Source organism: Cupriavidus sp. C2SS-8b (assembly GCF_057073745.1).
Window position 1 is genome coordinate 1895480 of sequence record NZ_CP172716.1, and the last position, 16287, is coordinate 1911766.

Annotated in this window: 18 protein-coding genes and 3 pseudogenes; 8 read left to right on the plus strand and 13 right to left on the minus strand. The window is 63.1% G+C overall.

The features are described 5' to 3' along the window. The first annotated feature begins 45 nt into the window (after positions 1-45). Positions 46-1251, plus strand: a complete 1206-nt coding sequence (locus ACIGJB_RS08735) for an MFS transporter (protein ID WP_483729492.1) — start codon at positions 46-48, stop codon at positions 1249-1251. A gap of 38 nt (positions 1252-1289) precedes the next feature. On the opposite strand, the gene ACIGJB_RS08740 is transcribed toward ACIGJB_RS08735, so the two are convergent. Continuing rightward, positions 1290-1796 carry a DUF1993 domain-containing protein gene (locus tag ACIGJB_RS08740; protein ID WP_483729493.1) on the minus strand — a complete coding sequence of 169 codons (507 nt, stop codon included), beginning with the start codon at positions 1794-1796 and terminating at the stop codon, positions 1290-1292. A gap of 160 nt (positions 1797-1956) precedes the next feature. Here ACIGJB_RS08740 and ACIGJB_RS08745 point away from each other — a divergent pair, with 160 nt between their 5' ends. Further along, complete coding sequence (locus ACIGJB_RS08745; protein WP_483732291.1) at positions 1957-2358, plus strand: hypothetical protein; 402 nt, start codon at positions 1957-1959, stop codon at positions 2356-2358. Positions 2359-2372: 14 nt separating this feature from the next. Here the strand turns inward: ACIGJB_RS08745 and pdeM are convergent, their stop codons facing one another. From pdeM to ACIGJB_RS08795, 10 genes and pseudogenes are all read right to left on the minus strand, one after another. Then, entirely contained in the window at positions 2373-3068 is a 696-nt protein-coding gene (pdeM, locus tag ACIGJB_RS08750; RefSeq protein WP_483729494.1) for a ligase-associated DNA damage response endonuclease PdeM, read from the minus strand. Beyond that, the gene (locus tag ACIGJB_RS08755) at positions 3065-5401 is read right to left on the minus strand and encodes a ligase-associated DNA damage response DEXH box helicase (RefSeq protein ID WP_483729495.1); all 2337 of its coding nucleotides are present in this window, start codon (positions 5399-5401) and stop codon (positions 3065-3067) included. Before ACIGJB_RS08755 ends, pdeM begins: the two co-directional genes overlap by 4 nt. Before the next feature lie 70 nt (positions 5402-5471). After that, positions 5472-7061, minus strand: a complete 1590-nt coding sequence (tnpC, locus tag ACIGJB_RS08760) for an IS66 family transposase (RefSeq protein WP_483729496.1) — start codon at positions 7059-7061, stop codon at positions 5472-5474. Positions 7062-7092: 31 nt separating this feature from the next. Next, entirely contained in the window at positions 7093-7443 is a 351-nt protein-coding gene (tnpB, locus tag ACIGJB_RS08765; protein ID WP_011296122.1) for an IS66 family insertion sequence element accessory protein TnpB, read from the minus strand. Then, positions 7443-7883, minus strand: coding sequence for an IS66-like element accessory protein TnpA (tnpA, locus tag ACIGJB_RS08770; protein ID WP_483729497.1), 441 nt, complete (start codon positions 7881-7883; stop codon positions 7443-7445). The genes tnpB and tnpA overlap by 1 nt, the downstream gene beginning before the upstream one ends. Positions 7884-7967: 84 nt before the next feature. After that, a pseudogene (locus tag ACIGJB_RS08775) lies at positions 7968-8294 on the minus strand (DEAD/DEAH box helicase); the annotation flags it as partial. Between the two features lie 482 nt (positions 8295-8776). Then, a complete protein-coding gene (locus ACIGJB_RS08780; protein WP_483729498.1) occupies positions 8777-9862 on the minus strand; it encodes a hypothetical protein in 1086 nt (361 codons plus the stop codon). Next, positions 9862-10071 (minus strand): DUF2274 domain-containing protein, encoded by a 210-nt coding sequence (locus ACIGJB_RS08785; RefSeq protein WP_483732292.1) that lies wholly within the window; start codon positions 10069-10071, stop codon positions 9862-9864. Before ACIGJB_RS08785 ends, ACIGJB_RS08780 begins: the two co-directional genes overlap by 1 nt. After that, positions 10068-10311, minus strand: a pseudogene (locus ACIGJB_RS08790) (TrbI/VirB10 family protein); the annotation flags it as partial. The pseudogene ACIGJB_RS08790 and the gene ACIGJB_RS08785, both read right to left, overlap by 4 nt. After that, positions 10253-10520, minus strand: a pseudogene (locus tag ACIGJB_RS08795) (DUF932 domain-containing protein); the annotation flags it as partial. The pseudogenes ACIGJB_RS08795 and ACIGJB_RS08790, both read right to left, overlap by 59 nt. 522 nt (positions 10521-11042) lie before the next feature. On the opposite strand from ACIGJB_RS08795, the gene ACIGJB_RS08800 reads away from it, so the two are divergent. Next, positions 11043-11336, plus strand: a complete 294-nt coding sequence (locus tag ACIGJB_RS08800) for a hypothetical protein (protein WP_483729499.1) — start codon at positions 11043-11045, stop codon at positions 11334-11336. Positions 11337-11342: 6 nt separating this feature from the next. Here ACIGJB_RS08800 and ACIGJB_RS08805 read toward each other — a convergent pair whose 3' ends face one another. Continuing rightward, positions 11343-12611, minus strand: coding sequence for an IS256 family transposase (locus ACIGJB_RS08805; protein WP_483729500.1), 1269 nt, complete (start codon positions 12609-12611; stop codon positions 11343-11345). 179 nt (positions 12612-12790) lie between these two features. Here ACIGJB_RS08805 and ACIGJB_RS08810 point away from each other — a divergent pair, with 179 nt between their 5' ends. The 5 genes from ACIGJB_RS08810 to ACIGJB_RS08830 all read left to right on the plus strand — a co-directional run bounded on the left by ACIGJB_RS08810 (position 12791) and on the right by ACIGJB_RS08830 (position 15994). After that, on the plus strand, positions 12791-13285 hold the full coding sequence (locus ACIGJB_RS08810; RefSeq protein WP_483729501.1) for a lysostaphin resistance A-like protein: 495 nt from the start codon (positions 12791-12793) through the stop codon (positions 13283-13285). Continuing rightward, positions 13282-14583: a hypothetical protein gene (locus ACIGJB_RS08815; RefSeq protein ID WP_483729502.1), complete on the plus strand. Its 1302-nt coding sequence runs from the start codon at positions 13282-13284 to the stop codon at positions 14581-14583. The genes ACIGJB_RS08810 and ACIGJB_RS08815 overlap by 4 nt, the downstream gene beginning before the upstream one ends. Before the next feature lie 11 nt (positions 14584-14594). Then, positions 14595-14924 (plus strand): hypothetical protein, encoded by a 330-nt coding sequence (locus tag ACIGJB_RS08820; RefSeq protein ID WP_483729503.1) that lies wholly within the window; start codon positions 14595-14597, stop codon positions 14922-14924. 129 nt (positions 14925-15053) lie between these two features. Continuing rightward, positions 15054-15464 carry a hypothetical protein gene (locus ACIGJB_RS08825; RefSeq protein WP_483729504.1) on the plus strand — a complete coding sequence of 137 codons (411 nt, stop codon included), beginning with the start codon at positions 15054-15056 and terminating at the stop codon, positions 15462-15464. A 185-nt stretch (positions 15465-15649) separates the two neighbouring features. Beyond that, positions 15650-15994, plus strand: coding sequence for a helix-turn-helix transcriptional regulator (locus ACIGJB_RS08830; RefSeq protein ID WP_483729505.1), 345 nt, complete (start codon positions 15650-15652; stop codon positions 15992-15994). Positions 15995-16020: 26 nt separating this feature from the next. Here the strand turns inward: ACIGJB_RS08830 and ACIGJB_RS08835 are convergent, their stop codons facing one another. Further along, positions 16021-16275, minus strand: a complete 255-nt coding sequence (locus ACIGJB_RS08835) for a transcriptional regulator (RefSeq protein ID WP_483729506.1) — start codon at positions 16273-16275, stop codon at positions 16021-16023. Positions 16276-16287: the final 12 nt, after the last annotated feature.

Genomic DNA, 16287 nt, shown 5'->3' on the forward strand with positions numbered 1-16287 from the left:
AGACAGGCACACTGCCGCCATCCCATTTTCTCCTGGAGGCAGACCATGCCCATTGCCCTGTTAGCGCTGACCCTCAGCGCGTTCGCCATTGGCACGACGGAATTCGTGATCGTCGGGCTGATCCCGACCATCGCCACCGACCTGCACATCAGCGTGCCGTCGGCCGGCATGCTGGTCAGCCTGTACGCCCTTGGCGTGGCGGTCGGCGCACCGGTGCTTACCGCACTGACCGGCCGCCTGCCGCGCAAGGCGCTGTTGCTGTCGCTGATGGCACTTTTTACGTTGGGCAACCTGCTTGCCTGGAAGGCGCCGAGCTATGAATCGCTGGTCGTGGCGCGCATCCTGACCGGCCTGGCCCACGGCGTGTTCTTCTCGATCGGCTCGACCATCGCTACCGGCCTGGTGCCGAAGGACAAGGCGGCCAGTGCCATTGCCATCATGTTCACGGGCCTGACCGTCGCACTGGTGACGGGCGTCCCGCTGGGCACGTTCATCGGCCAGCATTTTGGCTGGCGCGAGACCTTCCTGGCGGTCTCAGGACTCGGCTTGATCGCCTTTGTCGGCAGCCTGCTGTTCGTGCCGTCGTCGATCCCGCATTCGCCGCCTGCCTCGCTGCTGCAGCAGGCCCGCGTGCTGGCGGAGCCGCGCTTGTTGCTGGTGTACGCGAAGACGGCGATCGGCTATGGCGGCTCGTTCATTCCGTTCACCTTCCTGGCGTCGATTCTGCAGGATGTGTCGGGCTTCAGCGCCAGCGCCGTCGGACTGGTGATGCTCGTGTACGGCGTGTCCGTGGCGGTGGGCAATATCTGGGGCGGTCGCCTGGCCGACCGCCATGGCCCCATCCCTGCCCTGCGGCTGGTTTTCCTGCTGCTCGCCGTGGTGCTGTTCGTGCTGACGTTCACCGCGCCGCACCGGTGGCTGGTCGTCGCCACCGTGCTGGCCTGGGGTGCCGTTGCCTTCGGCAATGTGCCCGGCCTGCAGGTCTACGTGGTCAAGCAGGCAGAGCGCCATACGCCGCATGCCGTCGACGTGGCCTCCGGACTGAATATCGCGGCCTTCAACCTTGGCATTGCCGGCGCGGCCTGGGCCGGTGGCCTGATCGTCACGCACCTGGGCCTGATGCATACGCCATGGATCGGTGCGCTTGTCGTGCTGGTGGCGCTTGGCCTGACGGAACTGAGCGGCCGGCTGGACCGCGCCGCGGGGTTCGATGCACGCGGCCCACTGCCTGCCGGCGCCGCGATGCACTGAACCCGGCCCCTTGCCCCACCCGGGGCAAGGCCGGTGGTTCAGCGTGCGCCGAGGTAATCCATCTTGCCGATCTGCACGCCCTTGTGGCGCAGGATGTCGTAGGCGGTGGTGATGTGGAAGTAGAAGTTCGGCACGGCGAAGCCCAGCAGGTAGCTCTTGCCATCGAAGGTGATGGGGCCCTGCTTGAGCTTCAGTTCGATGCTCCGCCCTTCACTGCCTTCGAGCTGTTCGGGACGGATCGACTTCAGGAAGTCCACGGTCTTCGCGATGCGTTCCTGCAGTTCGGGAAACGTCGCCTCGGTATCGGCAAAGGACGGCACATCGATCCCCGCAAGCCGCGCCGCGCAGCCCTTCGCGGCATCGCTGGCGCGCTGCACCTGCGTCGCCAGCGTATCCATGTCGGCGATCAGGCGCGTCTGGATCAGGTCGGCCGGGTCCATGCCCTGCGCCTGCGCATGCGCCGCGCCTTTTTCCAGGATGGCGGACAGGTTGGTCAGGGCGCGGAGGAACGCGGGAATCGATACGTCATACATCGAGAGGGCCATGTGGTCTCCTGGGGTTTTCGGTATGCGGCTGTGCTGAGTCGCCAGCGGCAGCATAAATCGAATCGGCGCCTCTTGCAGACGGTCCATGCGCCAGCCCACCGCGCCGTGCTTTAAGATATCCAGCTACCGTCCCCGCATGGGGCCTGCCCGGCCGCCCCCGATGAACGCGCCCTTCCCGATCCGCACGGAATGCCCGCCCGGCGCCTGCACTTGCCGCAGGGAAGAACTGCTGGCCGATCCGAACGCCGATCTCAGCGTCCTGCGCCTGACCCGCGAGGAGGAAAAACGGCTCGTGGCGCGGCTGGAAAGCGTGACGAGCCTCGCCGACCTGCGGCATCTGGGCGGCCGCTTGCAGGCACAACTGGGCATCGTCCTGACCATCACGCCGAGCGCGAATGGCGTGCGCACGCTGCGGGGGATCAACATCCAGCTGGAAGATAAGCCGGGACTATGCCGGAAGACGAAGCAGGCGATTCCCGCGGCGATACGCCGGGCGATGGAGACCACGCCCGAGATTGCCTACGCGCTGCTGGATGAGCAGGATCTGCTGGGCGGGTCTTGAATTGCGCCCCTGGCTTACCTGACCGGCACGGGCCATACGCGGCCGTCACCAACCACGTAGCACTGCTCACCCGGTTGCGGCCGGATGGTGGCGTGTCCCGTGAATGCGCCAAACGCGGGCAGGATGGCCCCCTCTGCGCCGAACACAAAACATGGTAGCCGCAAGACATCGCCGCCGGTGCCGCGCAGCACGCAGGCCGGGTGCAGATGGCCCGCCAGCACGAAGCCTTGAGGCGAAGTCCCCGGCATGTGGCACAAAGCGAATGGTCCGGCCGAAAGCGGCTCGGTGACGACTGCGATCTCCAGGTCGGGCGGCGGATCGCCGGCATGGGTGTCGTGGTTGCCGCGTACCAGCGTGCAGCGCAGATGCGCCGGCAGGCAGCGCCGCCAGTCGCGCAGCGCCATCAGCACTGCGCCCGTGCGCGCGGCGCGGGCGTGCAGAAAGTCCCCGAGAAACACCAGTTCTCGCGCCGGGTAGCGCAGCACCAGCGCGTGTAGCCGCGCCAGGTTGTCGGCAGTGGTCCCGCTCGGCACCGGCTGGCCCAATGCGCGGAAGGCCGCGCCCTTGCCGATGTGGACATCCGCCACGAGCAGCATGCTGCCTGCCGGCCACCACACCGCATGCTCCGGCAGCAGCCACAGCGTCTCGCCGGCCACACGCACGGCATGGGCCCCCGACGCAACCAGGTGGATGTCGCTCATGCCGGTCATAGCAGCGGCAGTGGCCGGGACGGCTTGCGCGCGCGTCGGGGCTTGCGCGGACCGGCCGGTCCAGCATGGTCTGACATGCCGAAGCGCGCTTGCTCCGCCACGCGCGCCGCGTCGACGCCGGGCGGCATGTCATGCATCGGCCCCGTGTAGTCCGGCGCCGGACCCGCCGCGCGTTCCAGGTCGGCGAGCATGCGGGCGATGCGGTCCGCAAGCTTCTCCGTACTGAGTTTTTCGCGCAGGAATTCCACGATCAAGGGGAACGCCAGCGGCGACGGCCGCTCCAGCACGCGCAAGTCCAGCCGCATTGAGGCCAGCCGCGCCAGCGTGGTGGTCAGGCGGTGCGCATCCAGCTCCTGCATCAGGACCTCGCGTTCTGCTTGCCCGAGCAGCAGATTGCCGGGGTCGTGCTTGCGAAAGACTTCATAGAACAGGCTCGACGAGGCCTGCAACTGCCGCGCGCTCTTGGCTGCGCCGGGATAGCCCTGGAACACCAGTCCCGCCACGCGCGCGATCTCGCGGAAGCGGCGCAACGACAACTCGCCGGCGTTCAGGCTGCCCATCACGTCGGCGGCCAGATCGCGATGGCGCTCTTCGGCCAGCACCTGCGGCAGCCACTGCCCCCAGTCCAGCGGCGCGGACGCGAGCAATTCGAGCCCATAGTCGTTGACTGCCACCGAGAACGTAGCCGGCACTTTCTGCCCCAGCCGCCACGCCAGCAAGCTGCCGAGGCCGAGATGCACGGAACGCCCGGCAAAGGGGTAGAGAAACAAGTGCCAGCCTTCGCGCGAATGCAGCGTTTCAGCCAGCAGCGTGTCCGGCGTAGGCACGGAAGACCAGCGCATCTGCAATGCCACCAGTGGCTCGATCAAGGGCAGTTCGGGCGTAGTGACCGGATCCAGCTGGCCTGCTCGCACGGCGTCAAGGGTGGCGACGACGGCGTCGGCCAGTTCCGTGGAAAGCGGCATCTTGCCGCCGTTCCAGCGGGGCACGGCGGGCCGCTTGCCCGTGGCGCGGCGCACGTAGGCGGTCATCTCCTGCGTGCGCACCAGTTCCAGCAGGCGGCCGCCGAACAGGAAACAGTCACCCGGGGCCAGGCGGGCGATAAAGCCTTCCTCGACCGTCCCCAGCGACGCACCGCCACTGCCACCGCGAGTCCAGTAGCGCACCTGCATCGTCGCATCGCTGACGATGGTCCCCACGCTCATCCGGTGCCGGCGCGCAAGCCGCGCGTCCGGCACGCGCCAGACGCCGTCATCGTCGGGCATCGCGCGGTGATAGTCGGGATAGGCCGATAGCGTACCGCCGCCATGGCGCACGAAGTCGAGGCACCATTGCCATTCCTCCCCGGTCAGCGCGCGGTAGGCCCACGTGGCACGCACTTCGGCCAGCAGGTCGTCCGCCCGGAATCCGCCGCCCAACGCCACCGTGACGAGGTGCTGGACCAGTACGTCGAGCGGCTTGTCCGGCGAATCGCGCGCCTCGATGCGCCCGGCCAGCGCGGCCTCTCTCGCGGCGACCGACTCCACGAGTTCCAGGCTGTGCGTGGGCACCACGGTCACGCGCGATGCCCGACCCGGGGCGTGCCCCGATCGCCCGGCGCGCTGCAGCAGCCGCGCCACGCCCTTGGGCGAGCCGATCTGCAGCACGCGTTCCACCGGCAGGAAGTCCACGCCAAGGTCCAGGCTGGAGGTACACACCACGGCGCGCAGCTCGCCGTTCTTGAGGTGCTGCTCGACCCATTCGCGCACGGCGCGGTCCAGCGATCCGTGATGCAGCGCAATCTGGCCAGCCCAGTCCGGTCGAGCCTCGAGCAAGGCCTGATACCAAAGTTCCGCCTGCGATCGCGTATTCAGGAACACAAGCGTAGTGGTGCTGGCTTCCAGTTCGCGCACCACGTGGGGCAACATCGACAGGCCAAGGTGTCCCGCCCATGGGAAACGGCTGGCAGCGTCGGGCAGCAGCGTGTCGATGATGAGTGTCTTGGGCGTATGGCCGTGGACCAGCACGCGCCGTTCCGGCGGAACGCCGGCGAGCAGCACATCGCGCGCATGATTCAGGTTGCCAAGCGTCGCGGACAAGCCCCACACGCACAGGTCCGGCTGCCATTGATGCAGTCGCGCCAGCGCTAGTTGCACCTGCACTCCGCGCTTGCTGCCAATCAGCTCGTGCCACTCGTCGACCACCACCAGCCGCACGCTGCCAAGCGCCTCGCGTGCATCCGCTCGTGTCAGGAGCAGCGACAGGCTTTCCGGGGTAGTGACCAGCGCGGTCGGCAGGCGGCGTGCCTGTGCGGCGCGCTCGCTGCTGCTGGTATCGCCGGTGCGCAAGCCCACGCTCCAGTCGAGGCCTAGTTCGTAAGCGGTCTTTTAAGGGCGTCCCTTGCGGCAGCCGGCGGTATCCGCTCTAGACGGTTGAGGGCTTGAGCCTCCAGGGCAGCAGAGCCTCGTAGTCGTCGGCTGTCTGTGCGTGTGGCAACGCCTTGAACAAGGCAACGAGATACTGATACGGATCGACGTCGTTGGCCTTGCAGGTTTCCACCAGCGAGTAAAGACTTGCGCTGGCGTTGGCACCGGCCACGGTGTCGCAGAAGAGGAAGTTTCTCCGTCCAATCACGAATGGCCTAATCGCGTTCTCGCAGGGATTGTTCGAGATCGGCCAGGTTCCGTTCTCGATGTAGCGCACGAGCTTTGGCCACTGCCCATGCAGGTAGTGCAGCGCCTTGCCGAACAGGCTTTGCGGCAGCACGGTATGCAGGTGTTGCAGCAGCATCGTTTCGATCTCGGCCAGCAGCGGCTGACTTTGTTCGGCGCGAACCTGCTGCCGTTGTTCTGGCTTCATCTTGAGCGTGCGGCTTTCGACGGCAAACAGCTTGCCGATGCGCTGCAGGAATCCCGTGACTGGGTGGTCGGCACGCTTATCCTTGGGCAAGGCTTGCTCTGCCTCGACCAGGTAGCGGCGCCCGTGTGCCCAGCATCCGAGGTGCACCAACTGATAGGTGTTTGCGACGTCGTCGTATGGCGCATAGCCGTCGGTCATCAACACCGCCCCACGCTTGATGCCGGCATAGAGAGCCATAGCCTGCTTTGTCTCGCGTGTTGGGCTATAGGCAAACAACCGTACCGGCGGGCTAGTGCCATTCATCTGCGCCCATAGGAAGCTCTTTCTCTGGGCAGGCCTGCCGGGCTCCTTGAGCACCTGTACCGTTGTCTCGTCACCGTACACGACATCGGCTTCCAGCAGATGGTCGCGCATCAGGTTGATGATAGGCTGCACCGCTTGGCCTACTCGCACTATGCTTGCGGCCAGGGTGCCGCGAGAGAGGTCCCCGCCAAAGCGATGCAGCAGCGCTGCCTGGCGGTACAGCGGCAGGCCATCTTGATACTTCGAGGTGATGCACCAGGCCAGCGCCGATTCGGTAAGGAGTCCCTTGGGAATAATGCGCGCCGGTGCCGGCGTCGTCTTGATGCCGCCGTCGCAGCATGGACAGGCGTACTTGACCCGCTGGTGCTGGATTACGCGGACCTGCTGCGGCACGATGTCGAGCTGTTCGCTGACCTCGACGCCAATCTCGACCAGAGTCTGGCCATCGAGGGGGCAGACACGTTCCGATTCGGGTAGTTCGTGACGGACCTCGACACGGGGCAGCGCTGGGTCGAGCGGCTTGCGGCCGCGCTTCTTGCGTTTGTGTCCGGCCACTTCGGTCTCGGGCGTACCTTCTTCTTCCTGCGCCGGTTGCGCGGCCGCCGTCGCCAAGGCCTCGGCCTCATTGAGGAACAAGTCCTTCTGCTCCGAGCCTCGCGCCTCGCTCTTGGCGGCGAACAGCTTACGCTGGAACGCCTTGAGCTGTTCCAAGAGCAGGTCTCGCTGGACCGTCATCACACGCAACTCGCCCTTGATTGCCTCGCGCTCCGCGAGTATTGCCTTGAGCTCGCGTTCGGCGTCGCGCAACAGTTGCAGCTCGGCGGCGGTAACGGTGACGGGCGTGGATGGCATGGCCGGTTAGACCGCCGCCGCCAAGCAGCGTTCACGCAGCGCGATGGTATTCTCGGTGCGGGTGCCGGCGCATCGCCTCGATGTCGATTCCCTCGAGCAGCCAGTGCAACTGTTCGACCGTCAGCGTAGCCACTGCCGCCTCGCGTGGCCAGGCAAACCGGTCCGCCTCCAATCGCTTCAACAATAGCCAGAAGCCGTTGCGGTCCCACCCGAGTATCTTGATACGATCGGCCCGCTGGTTACGGAACACAAATACAGCCGATGCAAACGGATCCAGCCCGAGCGCCTGCTCGACCAGTAGTGCCAGGCCGTTGATGTTCTTACGGAAGTCCACTGCGTCGCGATGCAGATACACCCGCAGCCCAGCGTCGAGGCGGAACATCAATGGCCTCCACTCAGGGCTTCGATCATTGCCTTTACGAGCCCAACGTCTCGCTCGCTGCATTCCAGCTCGAGCGATACACCGTTGGGCAGCTTTGCGCTCAACAGCGCCAGCGGTTGCGCTCGCCGCGGTGGCGGATCGCCAGACACCACAACCTGTGCGGGTGTCTTGATTGGCCGCGAATCCAGAACCTCCTCGACAACCGGCACGAATGCCGGCAACGCACCTTGCGCCTGCGCTGAATCTCGGTACTCCCGAATCCATTTGCGCAACTGGTTAGCGTTGATGCCAGCCTTGAGCGCTGTGCCCGAAACCGATGCTCCCGATTGAAGACAGAACTCAATCAGACGCCGCTTGGCCGCTGGCTCGTAGTCACGCTTCCCATTGGAGCGGACTCGCACCGCCTGCAGCGGAAATAGGTCAATCTCGTCTTGGATCATGTTTGCGTCCGCAAAGTCTTTGCGGACGCAAGCCTGCCAACGTTCAGCCTTCAATACCAGACGTCGTCAATTGAGCGCTTACCCTAGTTCGGCAAGCGGTGCCAGCAGAGCTCGCGTGGTATCGGCCGCCAGTGCGCGCATCGGCGTCAGCCAGAGCACGGTCAACGGCGGTTGCGGCGCTCCGGGGCGGGGTGGCGGGGTGGCAAAGGCGAGCAACGCGCCCAGCCATGCGGCATAGGTCTTGCCGGTGCCTGTGGTGGCGTGCAGCAAGCCGCTTCGCCCTCGGCCGATGGCGTCCCATACCGCGCGCTGGAAGTCGAACGGCTCCCAGTGGCGCTCGGCAAACAACTCCGGCAGCTTGCGCGCTACCGCGGGCGAAGGTGGCGTGACGTCACGCCGCTTTGTTGCCATGCTTCCCCGACCGGTCATCCTGGCGGCCCCTTCTCAGGTGGACCCTGGCAGTGGAAGACCAGGGGCGAATCCCGCGGCCAGCCACCCGCTACCGTGAAGCGTAGGCGACGCGTTTGCGATCGTCAGCCGGAGACATCCCGTTCCGTTGTCGGCGTATTCCCACATGAGACCGATCTCGCGATCGCCAAAAAGCAAGAAGCCCGCACAACAGAGCGGGCTTCGGGTGACAGGCTCAGTGCCCGCTCAATCGCCTGGCATGGCGATTGGCGTGCGCCGCATCACTCCCATTCGATCATCAACAGGTCTCGCAAACCGTATGGTTAAAGGGAATTGTGATGATCGACATGGGCCTTTACCGTCGCCTTTACCGTCACCCGCGCGGGCTTTTTGCCGGCGCGGGAGATGGGGCCATTTGCAGAACGACGACTCTGGCGACCGTATTTTCAACCATCTCGAAGGATACCGAAAACAGGAAATCCTTGTCACACCGATGCTGATGGTTCCTTCATAGACTCCGTAGACGTCGGGAGCATGACATGGCCCCAGCGAATCGGGCTCACGTATTGAAAATCTCTCTCGAACGCCAACAGGCCAACATGCCCAGGATGGTTTTCCACCGCCAGCGCCACCATCGCCTTGCAAGCATCCATGTCACCAACAAGGCGGTACCTTTCAGCCAGATCAAGGATGATTCCTGCCTCGAAAACTCTCGGGAATCGCAAGCCGCTCGCGGCCGCTCTACGCCGTAGATAGCCATCCACGGTCCGCCGATGTACCTCCAAGGGCCAGTCAATCATTTGGCCAGACAAATTGTGGGCAATCAGCGACTCAGAACCGGGTTCACCGAGTTCACTTTCGATCAATGCCTTGATAGCGGATGTCGCAGCGGAGTCATTTTCTGACACATGCCAATTGAACAGGAAATGTAAAGCCAAATACGGCAGCCTAAGGGGCTTCTTTATAGTGGCTGCGAACTCGGCAACCTTTGTCAGCACTTCGCGCATATCAGTGATAACCGCGCCAGGCTGTTTGAGGAGACAAGACGCTAGTTGTTGTAGAAATCCCTCCAGCTTGTCCCTGCCAGCCTTTGTAATATCCCCCTCTGCACGCCAGACCCAGTACTGAGGAGCCAACTGCATCTGCATAACGCCGCTTCGTTCCAGATGATAGTAGTATGGTTCACGGTCGATTGACGCTTGCCTCATCACAAATTCAATAATGATGCTGCGCATCAAGCGAGCCAAGCCCTGCAAAGTTAGATGCGTTGAGCGTCCATCTAGTGCGGTTTCCGCGTAACCATGCCCTATGGTCACCATGTCCGGCAGTCGCCGGAGTTGATGCACGTACTTTGACCGTGATTGATAAGCCAAGCCGAGAACTTCCGCCAGATCGGATCTAGCCAGCCGAAGTCCATCTCCCCTGGACGACTCACGGAAATAGGCGGACGTCGTATGTGCAATCGCGAACTCCCGGAAACGACGGCCCAAGGCGACATGCTCAACGCTTAAAAGCGCTTCTCTGACGCGCTGAGCCGTGACTTCGTCAGCCGTAGACAATGCCTCATCCACTACCTTCTGAATCCCCGATCGCCGGCCATGAATGCTTCCAGCATGTGCGGAATCAGCGTTGCCGCATCGACCGCCTCTCCGTAGGTCTGGGTGTGCAACATGGCGTAGCGGTCGAGGTCGGCTTTCAGATGGGCCGGGCATGCGAAAGTCAGCTTGATGCTCTCGGTCTTCGGTAGCGACCCGAGCCGCAGATTCCGCGGCGTGCTCATTTTGACTTCCCTCGATTGAAGAACAGCGGCTGGTACGGCCGCAGCACCAAGTCGCGGTTGACAATGGTACGAACCGGTAAGCCGGCCGCTCGGTCAAGGTAGGCTGAATGTTGAGGTTGCGCCGGTCATCTCCTGCCCGACCTGGTTCACGCTGTCCTGCAAGCTGCCGCGCCCGGCAATGATGACGCGATCGCCATTGCGGTTCTCGGGCACGGCCAGCTCGGCGCCGACGCCCAGCAGTCTGGCACACCATGAAAGGCTCAAAGCCTTCGCCTCGCAGCTGCTGCAGCACGGTCGCCGTCGGGATGTAGCAGTACCGGTGCGAGCGACTTTCGTGGGGGGCGTCCGCGAAGATGGACTGGGGCCACGGCGCGGATTTGGTCATCCGACAAGGGATGTTCCGAACGCAACACCGGGGAGCGCGAAGCGAAACGGGAAGCAAGTTGCATGGTCGTTCTCCTGACAAGGGTTGGCTGTTGACCCCCCCACCGGATTCCTAGATTCGGAGCCCGCTTCGGACTTCCGGCGGAGCCGGCGCAGAGACCTGGGCCGGACTCGTTGCCACTGTCTTTCCTGAGTTCATCGCCCGCTACGGTCAGGAGCGCGCGGACGGGGGCCGTCAAGGAGACAAGCGCAGGGGGTGGCGCGGCCCGCAGGCGCAGCCGAGGACACGGCCCGGCGCGCCTTGACGGCACACGGCCACGGGCTACAGTCGCGGACAAGGGAATGAAGTCAGGGGAGACGGCTGGACAGGCAACCGGCCGCAGACGGCGCAGACCCCGCGCAAGCGAAGCGCGCAGGCCCGCAACGTGAGCATGCGGGCCGTAAACGTCAGCGATAAGAGCCCGCAGGGGCGCGACGCGCGCAGCGCGGCTCGATGTGGCGCACGACAGCGCGGCCCGGGACCGCCGGGAGACATCCGACTCGATTATTCTTGTGCGGAGATAGGGAAATCAGGACAGGAAAACGACATGGCCATGCGACTGGATGCGCATCGATTGAGGACGATAGTTGGGCTGGGGCAACCCTTTGCCACCCGCTGGAGTCTGGCTTTACTGCTCGGATGGCTCGCCTTCTACCTGTATCGGTGGACGCTGCCCTGGATGGCCAGTCAGTTCAGCCTGCAAGACAGGGTGCACTACACGATTGCTTTGTTTTACGGGCCGTCGGCCTTGTTGCTTGTGCTTTTATTCGTCGCGCATCGACGCTGGTGCTTTCCCGACATTCGGACGTGTCAGGAATTTCGTGTGCTGAGGTCGTTGTAAGAAATCTCAGCCGATGGCGTTGGTGAATCGCTCGCCAAACAGAATGGCGAACTGATTGACTGCCTGCCGCCAGGTGATAGGCGGCATCTTCCAATCCTTTTCGATGTTGCGCAAGGCCAGAAACAACAGCTTGCTGGCCGCTTCGTCGCTGGGGAAGTGGCCTCGATTCTTGACGATCTTGCGCAACTGCATGTGCATGCTTTCAATGGCGTTGGTCGTATATATGATTCTGCGTACTTCCGGTGGATAGGCAAAGAAGGGAATCACTTGCTCCCACTGGCGTTGCCACATGGCCGCGACGGTAGGGAATTTACGACCCCATTCGCCTTGGGAGAAAGCCTCCAGCGCCGCTGCTGCCGCATCGGCCGTGGCGGCCTGATAGATCGGCTTGAGCGCCGCAGCGAGCGGCTTGCGATCCTTCCAACTCGCCAGACTCAGCGAATTGCGGATCAGATGCACAATGCAGGTCTGGATCTGGGCATCCGGATAGACCGCTTCGATCGCCTCGGGAAAGCCGCGCAAGCCATCGACCACTGCGATTAGGATGTCGTTCAAACCGCGGTTCTTCAATTCGTTGAAGACCTTCAGCCAGAACTTGGCGCCCTCGGTTTGCTCGATCCACAGGCCCAGTACTTCCTTGCGGCCGTCGGCCCGAATGCCCAGCGCCAGATAGACCGCCTTGTTCTTGACCGTGCCTTCGTCGCGAATCTTCAGCCGGAGCGCGTCAAAGTACACGATCGGATACATGGCCTCGAGCGGCCGTTGCTGCCATTGCTCGACGTCGGCCAGCACCTCATCCGTGACCGTGGAAATCAGATCGGGCGACACCTGGAGCCCGTATAGCTCCAGCAGATGGCCCTGAATCTCGCGCACGCTCATGCCGCGCGCATACATGCTGATGACGTGGTCGTCGAAGCCTGGAAGCCGGCGTTGATACTTGCCAACCAACTGCGGCTCGAACGTTGCCTGCCGATCGCGCGGGATATCGAGCGTCAGCTCGCCGTTGGGCGTAATGACTGTCTTGGGGCTCTTGCCGTTGCGGTGGTTGCCGGCTTTGCCTTGCTCCGCCTCGCTCTCCAGGTGATGAGTCAGTTCGGCCGCCAACATTCGCTCGGCCAATTGCTTCTTCAACTGCCCAGCCAGGCCTGATTCGCCGAGGATCGACTCGGCATCTTTGTTCTGGACCTGCGCCAGCAGTTGATCGATCAGTTCATCAGGGAACAGCTTGGGTGCCTTCGGGCTCTTGCTCTTCTTGGTCACTGTTGTGTCGGTCATAGGACGTTTCCGTAATCGTCTCATGACCTCGTCACACTAAAAATCTGACAGGCTCCGACATTCGCTTCCGGGGCGACATCCAGCGCCAGCACGTCACGCAAGGCCTGGTGGCCGTATCCGCCATCTACTTGACGGCCTATGGCACGGCCCTGTGGCTCGGGCAACCCCGTGAAGTCAGCATGATGCTCCTCTACCACGACAAGACGCCGATGCAGATCGCCGTCATGATCGTCTGTCTGCTGCTCCTACCGCCGATCGTGGAAGAATTCGCCTTTCGGCATTTTTTGCTTTCGCTCCTGCCCTTCAAGGCCAACCGGTGGGTGGCTGCCGTGGCGGCCCTCGGTACGGCGATCTTCTTCTCCTACCAGCACCACGCAACGTACCAGTACCTGACCACGTTCCTGACATTGTTCGCGCTCGGCCTTGTCTTCGCGCGCGCGGATTCGCTCCGACGGCCTCGCACTCCCCATGGGCTTGCATACCTATGCCATCACGTTCGCATTGACCTGCGATCAGGTCGTCGCGCGCCTTCAGACCTGACCACGACGGCCTCCGAACAACACGCCCCACTGGCGCACGCGCTCGGACCCTGTGATGCAGCTCGACGGCGGTGCCCGGATCACGATGCGCCACGCCGTATGCCAGTGCCTGACGGATACAAGCAAAGCACATGACTGACGATACATTCTTCTATGCAAGCGGATTCGCACAGTGGTCCGCCCAGCACGAACCCATGGATCCGCCGACGATGCAGGCGTTGAGAGGCGAGGCACTCGCCGTACTGGTCGCATCGGTCCGCGATGGCGACATCACGACGATCGACGGCGTCGATTCGCCATTGTCGAGGGCCATCAAAGCGCACCATCGACGCACCGACTTCGAAATGAACGGGCATTGGGTGGGCTCGTCCCAGTCATGGGCTTGCCCATGCTGTGGGCGATCGAAGTTCCAGATCTCACGGATTGGCAAGAAGAACCAGATTCTGGCCAAGCTCGTCGTCCACCATGACCATATGGGCGAAGCGCTCAAAGCGGCTTTCCACTCGGCCTTTGCCGACGCCGGCACCCAGGATGCGCAGATGGAAGGCAAGCGGCTGGTGGAACGTATCGGCAGCGCATTCGCTGCGTATGAGGAGCTCCTGATCTGCGAAGACTGCAACAACGCCGACACCGAGGCCAAGAAGCAGGTGGACGCGCCGGCCTTCTTTTCGTTCTCGATCAGGCAGATCCGCTCGTTTATCCAAAGCTCGGCACATCGTCCTCACGACGTTGACGCCCGGGCCGCACACCAGCGATGGCACGAGGCCAAACCCGCCTACGCGCTGCGGATGGAGCTTATACGCACCGTTGCGCACGCTGCCGCCACCGACAACCATTGGTACGAGCCCTACGATCGCAAGATGCAGCCCATTCCCACCCTTGGGAACGGGCACCGCACCGGCGATACCACCATCTTGCGATGGACATCGATCGAAGCCTTGCAGAAGGCGCTCGGTCCGCGGCAAAAAGCGGCACCACGAAATCTCGCTCGCTGGCGCACAACCGAACCTAAGCCGGGGCGCCCGCTTCCAACCAACTTCCTTGCCATGCTGCGATCCGACGAAGACCGCGCCCACCGCTGGGAGCAGGTCGCCGACGATTGGTCATGCCCGGTGTGCCGGCGCGCAAAGCACGACGTGCTCTACGTGAGCGACGAGGGCAAGGTGAGTTTTCATATCAGTCCCAACCCGGGCCGTGGCACTTGGGCAAACGCATCCGAGATCTGTAACCACTGCAATTCCACGCTGATGAGCCTGAAGACCGAGATCTCGGAACGGATTGGCCACCGCCCGAGGGACAGCTATGCCTTCGTCAGCCCGAGCGAGTTGGCCAGCATCATTCGCGCGTGCCCTCATACCCCTCATACGATCCGCGCCTCCGAAGCCGCTGCGCTGGTGGCGATCATCATCGACCGTCTCGACGTTTCTCTATGACGAAGCCACCTGTGCTCGACGCGCTGTTCCACGCCCTGATCACCGCCGATCAGGATGCGTTACGTGATATCCAGACCCACCGTGCCCATGAGTGCGTGGCTCTTCGTGCCCTCATCAGTACGGAGCATCCCGGCGCCGTCGCGCTCGACCTTGGGCTGGACCTGGCATCGAGCGTCTATATCACGCCCGTCTTCGAGGGGCCTCGCGCCTTTTTCATGTCGCGACACATCAGCGTTCAGGCGCGCCTGGCGGGCGGTCAGACGACCCAATTTTGCGGAGAAGGTCAGGGCGACGCTCAACGGCGAGAAGATCCAATCAATCGATCGCGCTCGCGTGCTTGAAGTCCTTATGCTCAAGGCGAACAATGCACGGGTGCAGTTTGATGTCCTGCCCTTCCTCTATGAAAACCTTCGGTTGGCCCGTGACAACGAAGACAACAGGCGGCCACTGAACAGGTGATCGCGTTCCGGATGCTGGATCATCTGAACTGGGCTGCTTTCCGCAAAGACCCCGGCCACTTCGATTTCGGCAGGTCCGCGGAGTCCCTTCAAGCATCGCTTCAGCTGGACGCCGAGGCCTTTCTCGCCGACGCGCAGACCAACGCTTCGGTGATGCACCACGAGGCGAAGAGCCTAGGCATTCAGGCACTCCTGCTACGCTTCGCCACGCTATGGCATGAGCGCAAACCCGTGCCCCAGCGCATCCTTGGCGAATTACTCGATTTCAGCCTGTCCCAGCTGGGCTTTCCGCTGAGCGTCTCACCCGTTGCCGGTGTCCAACTACCAGCAAAAGCGCCATCCCGCCCTGCGTCATTCGAATCCAGAAACGACTGCACGGTCTGCCCAGGCACCTCCCTCGCGATGGTGAGGCACAGTTGCTGAAAGCTGTTCCAGCCAAGACGGTGTAAATCGTACATGCCTACTCCTCAAACCGAGCGCACGCAACAAAACGTCAAAATGAAGAATGATTGTGCCTGTCCACTACTCCGGGCTTCGCCCTGACAGGTTGTGCCAATCGCTCGCGATAGCCACCATGAGCGACAACGCATCCGCTCACGGTGATAGTCATGCCGACATCATTGCCACCTACACCAAGCCTCTTACCGCATCCAAGTACGGCCGGCTACGACGACATTCCTCAGTTTCCAGCAACAGCGCCCTTACCTTTCCGCCGCACCATCCGTCGGCACGAACTGCACCAGATCGTCCCCCTGGCCGAGACAACGGTCTACGAGATGGAGCAACGTGGCGAATTCCCCAGGCGCTTCCGGCTCACGCCCCGCTGCGTCGTCTGGGATCTGGAAGAGGTCGAAGCATGGATCGAAGAACGCAAACAAGCCTCGCGCACAGCGAAGGCCAGCACACCTGTCGGCCCGGATGTCCGGCGGCGCCAATACCGGCCCGTCAGGTGAGCGTTCTCAATTCAATTCGGTGAACATCAACACGTCCCTGCCTCTGTCCTGACCAGCAATGCACCCGGCAAGACTTGCGCCATCTGAGCGACAGCCAGAGCTACCGCGGCATTGCAATCCATCGCCTCCCGGCTGAAGGCCAGAGCGACATGCCCAGGTCGCCCCCAGCTTACCGTGGCATCAGCACAGTCACTTCCTGCCAGCCGGCGCATGGCCTCATCCTGCGAATCCTGTCCCGGATTCAGCGCATAGACCAATGTGAAATCGAAAACCATCGCCATCGCTCCATCTGC